Source organism: Saccharothrix australiensis (assembly GCF_003634935.1).
GTDB lineage: Bacteria > Actinomycetota > Actinomycetes > Mycobacteriales > Pseudonocardiaceae > Actinosynnema > Actinosynnema australiense.
Genome location: NZ_RBXO01000001.1, coordinates 599,620 through 612,496, shown reverse-complemented (window position 1 = coordinate 612,496; position 12,877 = coordinate 599,620). Strand labels below are relative to the sequence as shown.

Annotated in this window: 17 protein-coding genes and 1 tRNA gene; 10 read left to right on the top strand and 8 right to left on the bottom strand. The window is 72.3% G+C overall.

Going from position 1 to position 12,877, the window contains the following annotated elements; genetic code table 11:
- The gene (locus C8E97_RS03000; protein WP_147454983.1) at window positions 1-369 is read left to right on the top strand and encodes a hypothetical protein; all 369 of its coding nucleotides are present in this window, start codon (window positions 1-3) and stop codon (window positions 367-369) included.
- A gap of 4 nt (window positions 370-373) precedes the next feature.
- Window positions 374-1,279 (top strand): Gfo/Idh/MocA family protein, encoded by a 906-nt coding sequence (locus C8E97_RS02995; protein ID WP_121001414.1) that lies wholly within the window; start codon window positions 374-376, stop codon window positions 1,277-1,279.
- A 52-nt stretch (window positions 1,280-1,331) separates the two neighbouring features.
- On the opposite strand, the gene C8E97_RS02990 is transcribed toward C8E97_RS02995, so the two are convergent.
- The 6 genes from C8E97_RS02990 to C8E97_RS02965 all read right to left on the bottom strand — a co-directional run bounded on the left by C8E97_RS02990 (window position 1,332) and on the right by C8E97_RS02965 (window position 5,137).
- Window positions 1,332-2,777, bottom strand: a complete 1,446-nt coding sequence (locus tag C8E97_RS02990; protein ID WP_147454982.1) for a hypothetical protein — start codon at window positions 2,775-2,777, stop codon at window positions 1,332-1,334.
- Between the two features lie 40 nt (window positions 2,778-2,817).
- Window positions 2,818-3,420, bottom strand: coding sequence for a hypothetical protein (locus C8E97_RS02985; protein WP_121001410.1), 603 nt, complete (start codon window positions 3,418-3,420; stop codon window positions 2,818-2,820).
- 1 nt (window position 3,421) lies between these two features.
- Window positions 3,422-3,880: a RidA family protein gene (locus C8E97_RS02980; RefSeq protein WP_121001408.1), complete on the bottom strand. Its 459-nt coding sequence runs from the start codon at window positions 3,878-3,880 to the stop codon at window positions 3,422-3,424.
- Complete coding sequence (sp36, locus tag C8E97_RS02975) at window positions 3,877-4,032, bottom strand: Sp36 family protein (RefSeq protein ID WP_121001406.1); 156 nt, start codon at window positions 4,030-4,032, stop codon at window positions 3,877-3,879. The genes C8E97_RS02980 and sp36 overlap by 4 nt, the downstream gene beginning before the upstream one ends.
- Window positions 4,033-4,100: 68 nt before the next feature.
- A complete protein-coding gene (locus C8E97_RS02970) occupies window positions 4,101-4,280 on the bottom strand; it encodes a DUF397 domain-containing protein (RefSeq protein WP_121001404.1) in 180 nt (59 codons plus the stop codon).
- Window positions 4,277-5,137: a helix-turn-helix domain-containing protein gene (locus tag C8E97_RS02965; RefSeq protein ID WP_121001402.1), complete on the bottom strand. Its 861-nt coding sequence runs from the start codon at window positions 5,135-5,137 to the stop codon at window positions 4,277-4,279. Before C8E97_RS02965 ends, C8E97_RS02970 begins: the two co-directional genes overlap by 4 nt.
- Window positions 5,138-5,261: 124 nt before the next feature.
- On the opposite strand from C8E97_RS02965, the gene C8E97_RS02960 reads away from it, so the two are divergent.
- Genes C8E97_RS02960 through bagB form a run of 5 tightly spaced genes read left to right on the top strand, consistent with a single transcriptional unit; the run spans window position 5,262 to window position 8,177 of the window.
- Window positions 5,262-5,516 carry a hypothetical protein gene (locus C8E97_RS02960; RefSeq protein ID WP_121001400.1) on the top strand — a complete coding sequence of 85 codons (255 nt, stop codon included), beginning with the start codon at window positions 5,262-5,264 and terminating at the stop codon, window positions 5,514-5,516.
- On the top strand, window positions 5,513-5,767 hold the full coding sequence (locus C8E97_RS02955) for a hypothetical protein (protein ID WP_121001398.1): 255 nt from the start codon (window positions 5,513-5,515) through the stop codon (window positions 5,765-5,767). The genes C8E97_RS02960 and C8E97_RS02955 overlap by 4 nt, the downstream gene beginning before the upstream one ends.
- 4 nt (window positions 5,768-5,771) lie before the next feature.
- Window positions 5,772-6,023 carry a hypothetical protein gene (locus C8E97_RS02950; RefSeq protein ID WP_121001396.1) on the top strand — a complete coding sequence of 84 codons (252 nt, stop codon included), beginning with the start codon at window positions 5,772-5,774 and terminating at the stop codon, window positions 6,021-6,023.
- Between the two features lie 43 nt (window positions 6,024-6,066).
- On the top strand, window positions 6,067-7,059 hold the full coding sequence (gene bagA, locus C8E97_RS02945) for an ATPase BagA (protein WP_121001394.1): 993 nt from the start codon (window positions 6,067-6,069) through the stop codon (window positions 7,057-7,059).
- Window positions 7,056-8,177 carry an ATPase BagB gene (gene bagB / locus C8E97_RS02940; RefSeq protein WP_121001392.1) on the top strand — a complete coding sequence of 374 codons (1,122 nt, stop codon included), beginning with the start codon at window positions 7,056-7,058 and terminating at the stop codon, window positions 8,175-8,177. Before bagA ends, bagB begins: the two co-directional genes overlap by 4 nt.
- Here the strand turns inward: bagB and C8E97_RS02935 are convergent, their stop codons facing one another.
- Window positions 8,178-8,468 (bottom strand): WhiB family transcriptional regulator, encoded by a 291-nt coding sequence (locus C8E97_RS02935; RefSeq protein WP_121001390.1) that lies wholly within the window; start codon window positions 8,466-8,468, stop codon window positions 8,178-8,180.
- A 259-nt stretch (window positions 8,469-8,727) separates the two neighbouring features.
- Between C8E97_RS02935 and C8E97_RS02930 the strand changes: the two genes are divergently transcribed.
- Window positions 8,728-11,193, top strand: a complete 2,466-nt coding sequence (locus tag C8E97_RS02930; RefSeq protein WP_121001388.1) for a transglycosylase domain-containing protein — start codon at window positions 8,728-8,730, stop codon at window positions 11,191-11,193.
- A 67-nt stretch (window positions 11,194-11,260) separates the two neighbouring features.
- Here C8E97_RS02930 and C8E97_RS02925 read toward each other — a convergent pair whose 3' ends face one another.
- Window positions 11,261-11,728 (bottom strand): GatB/YqeY domain-containing protein, encoded by a 468-nt coding sequence (locus C8E97_RS02925; protein WP_121001386.1) that lies wholly within the window; start codon window positions 11,726-11,728, stop codon window positions 11,261-11,263.
- A gap of 72 nt (window positions 11,729-11,800) precedes the next feature.
- On the opposite strand from C8E97_RS02925, the gene C8E97_RS02920 reads away from it, so the two are divergent.
- Both C8E97_RS02920 and C8E97_RS02915 read left to right on the top strand, forming a co-directional pair.
- Window positions 11,801-12,751, top strand: a complete 951-nt coding sequence (locus C8E97_RS02920) for a metallophosphoesterase (protein WP_425470654.1) — start codon at window positions 11,801-11,803, stop codon at window positions 12,749-12,751.
- A gap of 24 nt (window positions 12,752-12,775) precedes the next feature.
- Window positions 12,776-12,852, top strand: a tRNA-Pro gene (locus C8E97_RS02915).
- Window positions 12,853-12,877: the final 25 nt, after the last annotated feature.

The following is a 12,877-nucleotide window of genomic DNA, read 5'->3' as shown; positions in this document are numbered from 1 at the left end:
ATGATGATCCCCGTGGACACCACGACAAGGGGCCGACTGGCGAAAGTGCTGCTGTTCGTCCTCGGCGCGATCGTCGGCACCGGCCTGACCGCCGTCCTGCTGGTGGTCCTCCTCCTGCCGACGACCTCGACGATCAGCTCCGACCCCGGCGAGCCCGGCGTCTGGGTGAAGCGGTCGGACACCCTGCTGGGCCTGCCCGACCACGAGGTCTGGCTGGGCCGGGCGGAGGACCGCGGGCACGTCGTGGAGATCCCGAACGGCTGGGGCCACTCGCCGGAGGTCGACCGCCGGCCGGACGGCGTCGAGCTCCGGTTCGACAACGGCGGGCGGATCTTCGTCCCGGCCTCGGCCTACGGGGGCGGCCGGTGACAGCATGGTCGCCGTGGACGAACAGCTGCGCGTAGGACTCGTCGGAGCCGGACCGTGGGCGCGCTCGGTGCACGCGCCGGGTCTGGCCGACCACCCCGGCACCCGGCTGGCGGCGGTGTGGGCCCGCCGCCCGGAAGCCGCCGCCGAACTGGCCCTGCCCCACGGCGCGGCGGTCGCCGAGACCCCGGAGGAACTGCTGTCCTCGGTGGACGCCGTCGCGTTCGCGGTGCCGCCGGCGATCCAGGCGGACATCGCGATCGAGGCCGCGCGCCGGGGCAAGCACGTCATCCTGGAGAAGCCCGTCGCGTCCACGGTGGACGAAGCGGAACGGCTGGCCCGGACCGTCGACGAGGCCGGGGTCGCCTCGCTGGTCATGCTCACCAGGCGGTTCGCCCCCGAGACGGAGGAGCACCTGGCGCACCTGCGCGAGACCGGCGGCTGGACGGGCGGCAACGTCCGCTGGCTGAACGGCGCGCTGCTGGAGGGCCCGTACTCCCGGTCGCCCTGGCGGCACGAGCGCGGTCCGCTGGACGACATCGGCCCGCACGCGATCGACCTGCTCGACGCGGCGCTCGGCCGGATCACCGACGTGATCGCCGCGCACCGCTCGGACACCGGCCTGTGGCACCTGGTCTTCGGCCACGAGGGCGGCGCGACGAGCAGCGTGTCGCTGAGCATGGCCTTGCCGCTGAACCCCGGCGTGTCGGAGGTCAGCGTCTACGGCGAGCACGGCTACCGCGTCCTCGCCGACCGCGGCACCGACGCGCAGCAGTGCTACACCAACCTGCTGGACGACTTCGTGGCCCTCGTGGACAGCGGCGCGAGGGCGCACCGGTGCGACGTCCACCGCGGCCTGCACCTGCAACGGGTCATCGACCAGGCCAGGCGCAAGGCCGAAGCCGCGCGGTGACGGGAACGCGCCGGCCACCCCCTCGGGAGAGCGGGGCGGCCGGCGCGGCGGTTCAGCCGGAGTAGTTCCCGTTGTTCGGCTTGCGCACGCCGTTCACGAACTCCGGGCTCGACGACCAGGGCTGCTGCTCGCGCTGGGCCAGTTCCTCGTGCAACTGCTGGAGGAGCGCCCGCTCCCGGTCGCTGAGCTTCGCGTCCACGGTCGGCGGCAGGGGCACGGCCGACGCCGGCGCCTGACCGTCGGCCAGCGCGGCCTGGAGGGCCGCCAGGTCGTCCGGTCCCAGCTCCGTCGTCACCTCGGACCGCAGCAGCGGCGGCTCCTCGGCCGGCGACCGGTGCGCCTGGCCCTGCTCCTCCTGCGCCCGGTGCTGGTCGCCGTGCTCCGCCTCGTGGTCGGCCCGGTGCGGCTCGCGACCGGGCTCGGCGTCGGCGGGCGGCTCCTCGGCGGTCCCGAGGTCGACGACCGACACGTGCTGGACCACCGAGTGCTCGACCGGCGCGTGCTCGACCACCGAGTGCTCGACCGGCGCGTGGTCGACCGGCGCGTGGTCGGTCCGGCCGACCTGCTCGACCGCCGCCTGGTCGACCGCGTGCTCGGCGGGCGCGCGGTGGTCGCCGGGTCGCGGCTCGTCCGGCTCCGCCACCACGACCGGCTCCGCCGGCAGGTCCCGCACCGGCAGCCGCTTCACCGGCTTGGGCGGGAAGGGCTGCGCCCCCTCGAACTGCGCCCCCTCGAACTGCGCCCCCTCGAACGGGTCAACCCGCGCCCGACGGGGCTTGGAGCCGGTTTCGGGTTCCACGGGCACCGGTGCCGGCTCGACCACCGGTGCCTCGTCCCGGACCTCCGCCCCGGCGAACCAGGTCACCGGGTCCTGCGACGCGCTCGGCGGCGCGGCGGTCTGGAAGAACACCTCGCGGGCCGTCGTCACCGCCGCCGCGTGGTAGTCGCCCAGCGGCGCACCGGCGGTCAGCACCTCCACCGCCGCCCGGATGCCCGCCTTCCGCAGCACCGTGTCCAGCCGGTAGGCCGTGGCGGGCGCGAAGCCGGCCGGCCCGATCTCCACCAGGACGACCCGCTGCGGCAGCGGGCCCGGCGTCGCGCCGGCGGGGCTGGAGCGCCACGTCACCCGCACCGAGCGCACGTCGGGCAGCACGGAGGCCGTCTTGCCCAGCACCTCGGCCAGCCCCTCGGCCGGGTCGGACTCGGCGGTGAACCGGTGGCGCGGCACCGGGACCGACTCGACGGCGAACAGCCGGTCCGCCAGCGACCCGTCGGACCGCACCTCGCCCAGCAGCCGGCCGATCTCGCGGCGCTCGTCCACCGAGACCGGGATGCGCCCCGCCAGGAGGCAGCCGACCAGCAGCTCGACCGCGCGGTCGAGCTCGGCGACCGCCAACAGCTCCCGGACCTGGGTCAACGCGTCGTCGTCGACGCGTCCGGCCAGCGCCAACAGGAGGTCGTGTAAACGGACGGTGAGCCCCACTCCGTCGTTCGTCACGCCTGCTCTCCTTCCGGCCCGCGCGGCAGCGACGAGCGCTCTACACGGGCACCAGGTGCCCGTCGGCCTCGGCGCCGGTGCACACCAGCTCCGATGCCGCCAACGCCACCCGGTGGTAGGGCGGCAGGTCAAGGTCGGCGGGCAGGACCTCCACGCAGGGGTCGTGCTCGCCGAGCGCCCGCAGCACCCGCTGGAGCTCGCTCGCCAGCCGGGCGTGCTCGGACGTGGCGGTGACCAGGATGACCCTCCTGACCTCGCCCTCGCCGTGCCGCCACGTGGACCGGACTTCGCCGACCCCGAGGCGACCGCGCAGGGTCGCGCCGAGCACTACGGTCGCGGGATCACCCATGACCACCCGTTCGGGTGATTCCGGGGTGAATGTGTAACGGGGATCGGGCTCTTCGTCCAGCCCCTTGACGGAACTGATCGCGGAAAGGTCGGCGCCGTGCGGCAGCAAGCCCTCCACGAGCAGGCGCTGCTCGCGGTCGGTCAGCCCGAGCCGGTCGTGCAGCAGGGTCCGGGGCAGCGCCCGCGCGAGCACCGCGACCGCGTCCGACGCGGCCCAGTCGCGGAACCGCCACAGCACGTCGTCGGGCAGCCGGCCGGCCAGCCGCAGCAACAGCTCGTGCACGGTGTCGGACATCTCACTCCCCGATTTCGACGATCAGGTCCACCTCGACCGGCGCGCCCAGCGGCAACTCGGCCACGCCGACCGCCGCGCGCGCGTGCCTGCCCGCCTCGCCGAAGACCTCGCCCAGCAGCTCGGAGGCGCCGTTGACCACGGCGGGCTGCCCGGTGAACCCCTCGGCGGACGCCACGTACCCCGTCAGCTTCACCACCCGGACGACCGCGTCGACGCCGACCAGCGCGTCGATCGCGGCCAGCGCGTTGAGCGCGCAGGTCCGGGCGTGCGCCTTGGCCTCCTCGGGGCTGACGTCACCGCCGACCTTGCCGGTGGCGGCCAGCGACCCGGAGACGAACGGCAGCTGCCCCGAGGTGTACACCAGCGACCCGGAGCGCACGGCGGGCACGTAGGCGGCCACCGGCGCCGCGACGGCGGGCAGCTCGACGCCCAGCTCGGCCAGGCGCGACCGCCAACTCATGCCTTGGGCCGCTTCAGGTAGGCGACGTGCTGCTCACCGCTGGGGTTGGGCAGGACGGTGACGAGCTCCCAGCCGTCCTCGCCCCACTGGTCCAGGATCGCCTTGGTGGCGTGGATCAGCAGCGGGACGGTCGCGTACTCCCACTTGGTCATGTCGGGCAGCCTAGCCGCACGGGCCAGGGGGGCACCCGGCCGAGTACCCCCCTTCGTGCGCGGCGCCGTCAACGCCCCTGCTTCACTCCCGCGAGGAACGCCCGGAAGGCCCGCGCCTTGAAGACCAACACACCGCCGGACCGGTTCTTGGTGTCCCGCACCCCGGTGACGCGGTCGGTCACCGCCAGCTCGACGCACTGCGCGGCGGACGAACTCCGGCTGCTCTTGCGCCAGGTCTGCTCGATCATCGGTCTCCTAGTGTGTCCCGAACGGCCTTGATGAACTCGATCGACTCGCCAGGCGTGAGCGCGGCCGACGCCGCGTCGCGCCAGACGCCGTCCAACGGCTCCACATCCTCCTGCTCCTCCAGCATCGCAAGACCCGATACTTCCTCGGTATAGGCCGCGCAGGGCGCGTCGGCCTCCGGGAAGTCCAGCAGCACCAGCGCGCTGAGCAGCGGGGCGTAGGCCCCGATGCCGAACGGCAGGACCTGGATCGTCACGTTCGGCCGGTCCGCCGCCCGGACCAGGTGGTCCAGCTGCTCGCGCATGACCTCGGGACCGCCGACCATCCGGCGCAACGCCGCTTCGTCGAGCAGGGCGTGGAACTCGAACGGCTCCGGGCGGTCGAGCAGCTGTTGGCGGGTCGACCGTTCGAGGGCGGCGGTCTGGTCCCAGCTGTCACCGGTGATCAACCGGTGCGACGCGCGGGCGACCGCCTCGGCGTACGCGGCGGTTTGCAGGAGGCCGTGGACGTGCGTCGAGTCGAGCGTGCGCTCGCGATACGCCTCCAGCTCGTCCATGCGGAAGCGCCGGTACTTGATCGGCAGGGCGGCGGCGTACTCCACCGACGCGTTGTCGACGTCCGCGACCTCCCACATCTGGAGCAGGAAGGTCTTCTGCTCGGGCGTGGCACCCAGGACGTCGAGGATCACGGAGAGAGACGGCCACCGCGCCAGATGTGTGCCCGCGAGCAATCGGGTGACGGTGGGCCGCGAGACGCGGGTCCGCTTGGCGATCTCCTCGGCGGTGAGCCCGGACTTCTCCTGGAGCTGCTTGATGAATCGGGCCAGCCTGCGCTTGCCCCTCGTGGTGCCATCCGCCATTCAACTATTCCAATCACTGTGCGCAACACGTGGTTGCGCGACTTCACTCTTCTGAACACCAAGGAGGTGAACAGTTCAGATGTTAGGCTCGTTACAGCGGAGGGGCAATTCGGACGGGGCGGGGATGGATCGCGACGAGCTGGAGATGGCGGCGGCGGCCGGGCGAGCGCTGGACGAGTGCAAGCGGTTCATCGCGCGGGTGCTGGACGAGTCGAGCGGGCGGAGCACCACCGACTACACCGAGCCCGTCGGGCAGTGGGCGCGGCAGCTCGGCGTCGTGCTGCTGGACGTCGGCTGGCAGGCCATGCGGTGGGCCGAGGCAAGGGGACACGTCGTGGTCGAGGGCCACGCCGACACCAGGGAGGACGAGGACGAATGATCGGCATCGACGTGGAGCGACTGGCGCCCCAGCTGTTCGCGGTCGTGCAGCAGGACGACGAGGACGACTGGATCGCGGCCTGGGGCATGGCGTTCGAGGACCACGCCGAGGTCGCCTCGACCACCGGCGACCTGCGGATGCTCACCGCGAGCCCGGAGAGCGCCCTGCGCTACTTCGACGAGGGCGAGGACGTCCGGACCAGTCTCGTCTGGGTCAACCCTGCCCAACCGCGCGGTTCGGCGCTACTTTGATCACGTGGAGACGTGGCGGCTCGTCGCGACGGGCGCGTTCATCCTCGGCGGGCTGATCATGGTGCTCGTCGGGATGGCGCAGGCGCGCGACCGCAAGTACGCGAAGTCCGCCGACGTGTGGCGCGCGGGCCTGGTCGGGCTCGCCGTGGTGGGCGTGGTGGCCGTGCTCATCGCGTACTGGCTGCCCTCGGTCGCGGCCTGGGGCATCGTCGCGGCGACGGCCATCGGGGTGGCGTTCGTCACCATGATGGACTGACCGCGTTCGGCGGCTCTCAGGGTGGCGCGCATAGGCTGACCTGGTGAACGGCTGGACCGACGAACTCGCCCGAGCCCGGCTGCACGTGGTCACCGGCAAGGGTGGCACCGGCAAGACGACCGTGGCCGCCGCGCTCGCCCTCGCGCTGGCGACGGGCGGGCGGCGGGTGCTGCTGGTCGAGGTCGAGAACCGGCAGGGCATCGCGCAGCTGTTCGACTGCGCGCCGCTGCCCTACTCCGAGGAGCGCATCGCGTCCGCGCCGGGCGGCGGCGAGGTCCGCGCCCTGGCCGTCGACCCGGAGGCGGCGCTGCTGGAGTACCTGGACATGTTCTACAACCTGGGGTTCGCGGGCCGCACGCTGCGCCGGATGGGCGCGATCGAGTTCGCGACCACGCTCGCGCCCGGCCTGCGCGACGTGCTGCTCACCGGCAAGGTCAAGGAGTGCGTGCGGCGCGCGGGCAAGGCCGGGCGGCACGAGTACGACGCCGTGGTGCTGGACGCGCCGCCGACCGGGCGGGTGGTGCGGTTCCTCGACGTGACCCGCGCGATGGCCGACCTGGCGAAGGTCGGGCCGATCAAGGGCCAGAGCGACGGCGTGGTGCAGCTGCTGCACTCCGGTGACACGGCCGTGCACCTGGTCGCGCTGCTGGAGGAGATGCCGGTCCGCGAGACGCTCGACGCGGTCGCCGAGCTGGACGCCGCCGACCTGCGGCCGGGCGCGGTGTTCGTGAACCGGGTGCGCCCGCCCCGGCTGCCGTCCCGGTCGATCGCGCCCGCCGCGGCGGGCGACGTCGACGGCGCGGCGCTGCGTGCCGGGCTGCTGGCCGCCGGGCTGGACGTGGACGACGAGGTGCTCGCCGGGCTGGTCGACGAGGCGGTGGAGCACGCCGTGCGGGTGCGGATGGAGGAGCAGGCCAAGGACCTGCTCGCCGAGGCCGACCTGCCGTCCCTGGAGCTGCCCGAGCTGACCGACGGCGTGGACGTGGCCGCGCTGTACGAACTGGCCGAGGTGCTGGTCGGACGAGGTGTGCGATGAACCGGCTCGACGTGGACCACCTGCTCGACAACCCGGACACGCGGGTCCTGGTCTGCTGCGGCTCGGGCGGGGTCGGCAAGACGACGACGGCCGCCGCGCTCGCCGTGCGGGCCGCCGAGCGGGGCCGCCGCGCGGTCGTGCTCACCATCGACCCGGCGCGCCGGCTGGCGCAGTCGCTGGGCCTGCGGGAGCTGGACAACCACCCGCGCCGGGTGCTGGTCGACGGGTTCGAGCCGGCGGGCGAGCTGCACGCGATGATGCTGGACATGCGCCGGACGTTCGACGACATGGTCTGGCAGCACGCGGGCCGCGAGCGGGCCGAGCAGATCCTCCAGAACCCCTTCTACCAGACCATCTCCACGTCGTTCTCCGGCACGCAGGAGTACATGGCGATGGAGAAGCTGGGCCAGCTCGTCGCGCAGGACGAGTGGGACCTGATCGTCGTGGACACGCCGCCGAGCCGGTCGGCGCTGGACTTCCTCGACGCGCCGCAGCGGCTGTCGACGGTGCTGGACGGCAAGCTGATCCGGATGCTGTCCGCGCCCGCGCGCGCGGGCGGGCGCGGGCTGCGCAAGATCGTCGGCGCGGGCTTCGGCCTGTTCACCAAGGCCGTGTCGACCATCGTCGGCGGCCAGCTGCTCCAGGACGCCTCGACGTTCGTGCAGGCGTTCGACAGCATGTTCGGCGGCTTCCGGCAGCGCGCCCAGGCGACCTACGAGCTGCTGCGGTCACCCGGCACGGGTTTCCTGGTCGTCGCGGCGGCCGAGCCGGACGCGCTGCGGGAAGCCAGCTACTTCGTCGAACGCCTGTCCGCGGAGCGGATGCCCATCAACGGCCTGGTCGCCAACCGCACGCACCCGGTGCTGGCCTCCCTGCCCGCACCGGGTGCGCTGGCCGCCGCGGACCGGCTGGAACGCGCGGGCGACGCCCCGCTGGCCGCCGCCGTGCTCCGGGTGCACGCGGACCGCGTGGCCGTCGCCGATCGGGAGAAGCGACTGCTCGCGCGGTTCACCCGCGCCCACCCCGGCGTCCCGCTGGTCGGTGTGCCCGCGTTGCCGGCCGACGTGCACGACCTGGTCGGCCTGCACGAGATCGGCCGGCGGCTCGCGGGCGAGTGACTACCCGACCTTCTCCTCGTGGTGCTCCTGGCGCGCGGTGTCCAGGAGCTCGTGCCAGGACGTGACGTCGGGTCGCCGCCGCAGCAACGCGCGGCGCTCCCGTTCCGTCATGCCGCCCCAGACCCCGAACTCGATCCGGTTGTCGAGCGCTTCGGCGAGGCACTCGGTGCGCACCGGGCACCCCAGGCACACCACCTTGGCCTTGCGCTGCTCCGCACCGCGCACGAAGAGCTGGTCCGGCTCCTCATCACGGCACGAGGCCCTGATCCGCCAATCCCCCTGCTGCTGCATAACCCCCACCTCGGTTCACACAGTGCCCAGACTCTTTTTAAATCCGCCACACCCCTGCCGCGGATGCCGTAGGCTCCCCACTGAGTGGTCGCGCCGTCGGCTGCTGTCTTGGACAGTGACGGACTGTAGAGCCTTCCGGTTCCACCTCCAACCCTGGGTTGCCCACCTGTTACCTGTCTTGAGTACGAGTACTCATCCTGTGTAATCAAGGTTGCGCGTACCCTCTCACCCGATCGGGTACGGCGTACGCTTAGCTGTCATGCGAGCCAGGAACGGCGTGCTGAAACTGCTCGGCCTGTGTCTGCTAGCCGGCGTGTTGCTGGCAGGCATGATGTTCCCTGTCGTCGGCTCGGTGGGGCTGGTCTCGAACAGAGCCAGCGACACGGTCGACAGCATCTCCGCGGATCTGGTGACCACCGACCCGCCGTTGATCACCACGATCACGGACAAGGCCGGTGCGCCGATCGCCTACCTGTACGACCAGTACCGCGTGCTGGTCCCACCGGAGAAGATCTCCACGACGATGAAGGCGGCCCTGGTCTCCGTCGAGGACCGGCGGTTCTACGAACACGACGGCGTCGACTGGCGCAGCACGATCCGCGCCGGGCTGACCAACCAGTTGGGCGGGGCGGTCACCCAGGGTGCCTCCACGCTCACGCAGCAATACGTGAAGAACTACCTGGTGCACGTGGTCGCGCGGAATAACCAGGTTGAACAGCAGAAGGCGCAAGAGCAGACAATTGCGCGAAAAGCGCGTGAAGCGCGCATCTCCCTGCAACTGGAACGCAAACTGGGCAAGGAGGAGATCCTCGCCCGGTACCTCAACGTGGTGCCGTTCGGCTCGACGATCTACGGCATCTCGGCGGCGGCCCAGGCGTACTTCAACACCACGCCCGAGGCCCTGACGGTGCCGCAGTCGGCGATGCTCGCGGGGATGGTCAACAGCCCGTCGGCGCTGAACCCGGAGGCGTTCCCGGAGAAGGCGCTGGAGCGCCGGAACCAGGTCATCGACAAGATGGTCGAGAACGACAAGCTGTCGCGCGACGCCGCCGAGGCGGCGAAGAAGGAGCCGCTCGGCCTCGTCGACCCCGTGCGGACCCCGTCCAACGGCTGCGTGGGAGCGGGCCCGGACGACGGCTTCTTCTGCTCGTACGTCGTGACCTACCTGGAGCGCAACGGCTTCAGCCTGGAACAGCTGAAGAACGGCGGCTACACGATCCGGACCACGCTGGACCGCGAGATCACCCGGAAGGCCAAGGAGTCCGCCGAGTCGCAGGTCGCCAAGAACACCGACGGCATCGCCAACACGATGGCGATCGTGCGCCCCGGCCGGGAGAAGCACGAGGTCGTCGCGCTGGTGGCCAACCGCGACTACGGCCTGAAGGCGGACGAGTTCCAGACCACGTACGACCTGCCGTCCGGCGTGGAGAACAAGTTCGGCGCGGGCAGCGTCTACAAGGTGTTCACCGCGGCGGCGGCGCTGGAGAAGGGCATGGGCATCGACAACATGATGGCCACGCCCGGCTTCCACGCGTCCCGGGTGTTCAAGGGCGGCGCGGCGCGGTGCCCGTCCACCGGCGAGCCCGACACCCGCTGGTACTGCCTGGGCAACGCGACCTCCAACTACCCGCCGCAGATGACGTTGCAGCAGGCGTTGCAGACCTCGCCCAACACCGGCTTCGTGATCCTGGAGGAGCAGCTCGGGCTCGACCCGGTGGTGGACATGGCGTCCCGGCTGGGCATGCGGGAGACGATGGCGACCAACATCGCCGGCGTCCGCCCGGACCCGAAGGCCAAGGACCGGAACCTGCGCATGTCGCAGACCGAGTACTACAAGGCCAACGGCGGCAACGCCTCGTTCACGCTGAGCCCCGCGCCGGTCAGCACGCTGGAGCTGGCCAACGTCGCGGCGACCATCGTCAGCGGCGGCGTGTGGTGCCCGCCGAGCCCGATCGCGGACGTGGTGGACCGCAACGGGACACCGGTCCCGGTGAACGAGGCGCCGTGCGAGCAGGTCGTCGCCGAGGGCCTGGCGAACGGCCTGGCGGTCGGGATGAGCAAGGACGACCAGGACCGCGGCACGGCCGCGGCGGCGGCCAAGGAGTTCCGCTGGAGCCGGCCGATGATCGGCAAGACCGGCACCACGGAGGAGTACAAGTCCGCGGCGTTCATCGGCGCGACGCCGGACTACGCGGGCTCCGTGCAGACGTTCAACGACGGGACGACGCCGCGCGGCATCTGCGTCAACGCCGGTCCGCCCCGGTTGTGCGGCGAGGGCGACATCTACGGCGGCACCGTGCCCGCGCGGACGTGGTTCGACACGATGGTGAAGGTCCACGAGGGGCTGCCCGAGCGCGGCCTGCCGGACGTGGAGGAGCGCTACCGCAAGGGCGGCAAGGAGATCCAGATCCCCGAGGTGGTGGGGAAGAACGTCAACGACGCCACCAGGGAGCTGGAGGAGGCCGGCTACAAGGTCACGGCGTCGAACCGCAACTCGGAGCAGCCGAAGGGCACGGTGGTCAGCCAGACGCCGCGCGGGAGCGCCCTGCGCGGCACCGTGGTGACGCTGCTCGTGTCGACCGGGTACGTGCCGCCGCCCCAGCCGGCGGAGACGACCACGGCCGCCCAGCCACCGCCGGGTGAGCCGTCGGGCGAGCCGCCGGGCACCGGGCGGCCGACCGGGCCCCCTCCGATCACCCTGCCGACCGACCCGCCGGGGCGCTGAGCGCGGCGTTCTCCCGTGCTCCCGGCCGCGCGGCCCCGCTGTGCGGCCGGGAGCGCGTCGGGGCGGTTCAGGCCAGCTTGGCCTTCACGGCCGCCGCGACCCGGCCGCCCTCGGCGCGGCCCGCGACCTTGGCGTTGACGGCCTTCATGACCTGGCCCATCTGCCGCTGGCCGGGCTGCTCGCCGAGCTGCGCGGCGACCTCGGCGACGGCGGCGTCCACCAGGGCGGCCAGTTCGGCGTCGTCCAGCTGGGCAGGCAGGTAGCCCTCCAGCACGGCGGACTCGGACCGCTCCAGCTCGGCCTGCTCGGCGCGCCCCGCGCCCGCGAACGCCTCCGCGGCCTCCCGGCGCTTCTTCACCTCGCGGGTGATGACCTTCAGGACCTCGTCGTCGGAAAGCTCGCGGGCGGACTTGCCGGAGACCTCTTCGGTGGTGATCGCGGCCAGCGCCATGCGCAACGCGCCGGCCCGGACCGTCTCCCGGTTCTTGATCGCCGTCGTCAGATCCGCCTGCAACCGCGCCTTCAACTCCGCCATGAGCGGAAACGGTACCGGGCACCGCGCTACGCCCCGAATCGGTCAACCCCTACCCTCGGGGGTGTGAACACGCTGGGCCGCACCCTGCTCGCCACGACCGCCCTCGGCACGGCCACGCTCGCCTACGCGGCGGGCATCGAGCGGAGGCGCTGGACGCTGCGCCAGGCGACCGTGCCGGTGCTCGCGCCCGGTTCCGCGCCGGTGCGCGTGCTGCACATCTCGGACCTGCACATGCTGCCCGGCCAGCGGTCGAAGCAGCGGTGGGTGGCGGCGCTGGACGAGCTGGAGCCGGACCTCGTCGTGAACACCGGCGACAACCTGGCGCACAAGCAGGCCGTGCCCGCGGTCGTTCGCGCGCTGGGCCCCCTGCTGGACCGCCCCGGCGTGTTCGTGTTCGGCAGCAACGACTACTACGCGCCGCGGCCGAAGAACCCGGCCCGCTACCTGCTGCCGTCGGCGAAGACCAGGCGCATCCACGGGATCCCGCTGCCGTGGCGCGACCTGCGGGCGGCGATGGTCGAGCGCGGGTGGCTCGACCTGACGCACGTGCGCGAGACGCTCACCGTGGCGGGGCAGACGATCTTCGCGGCCGGCCTGGACGACCCGCACCTGAAGCGCGACCGCTACGCGGACATCGCCGGCCCGGTGCCGTCGGCGTCCCTGCGGCTGGGCGTCACGCACTCCCCGGAACCCCGCGTCCTGGACCCGTTCGCGGCCGACGGCTACGACCTGGTGCTGGCCGGCCACACGCACGGCGGGCAGCTCCGCGTGCCGGGCTACGGGGCCCTGGTGACGAACTGCGACCTGGACCGGTCGCGGGCGCGGGGCGTCTCCCGGTGGGGCGCGCACATGTGGCTGAACGTGTCGGCGGGGCTGGGGACGTCGCCGTACGCCCCGGTGCGCTTCGCGTGCCCTCCGGAGGCCAGCCTGCTCACCCTCGTGCCGCGTCCTGTCGACGCAGGTCAGGACGGGTCGGACGCGGAAAGGGATACCCGGTTCGGGGTGGGCGGGAACGTCAGGTAGAGTTCTCCTCGTTCGATCGCAAGCCGGGGTGTGGCGCAGTTTGGTAGCGCGCTTCGTTCGGGACGAAGAGGTCGCAGGTTCAAATCCTGTCACCCCGACCAGCTCAGGCCCGGTATGTCGCAAGAC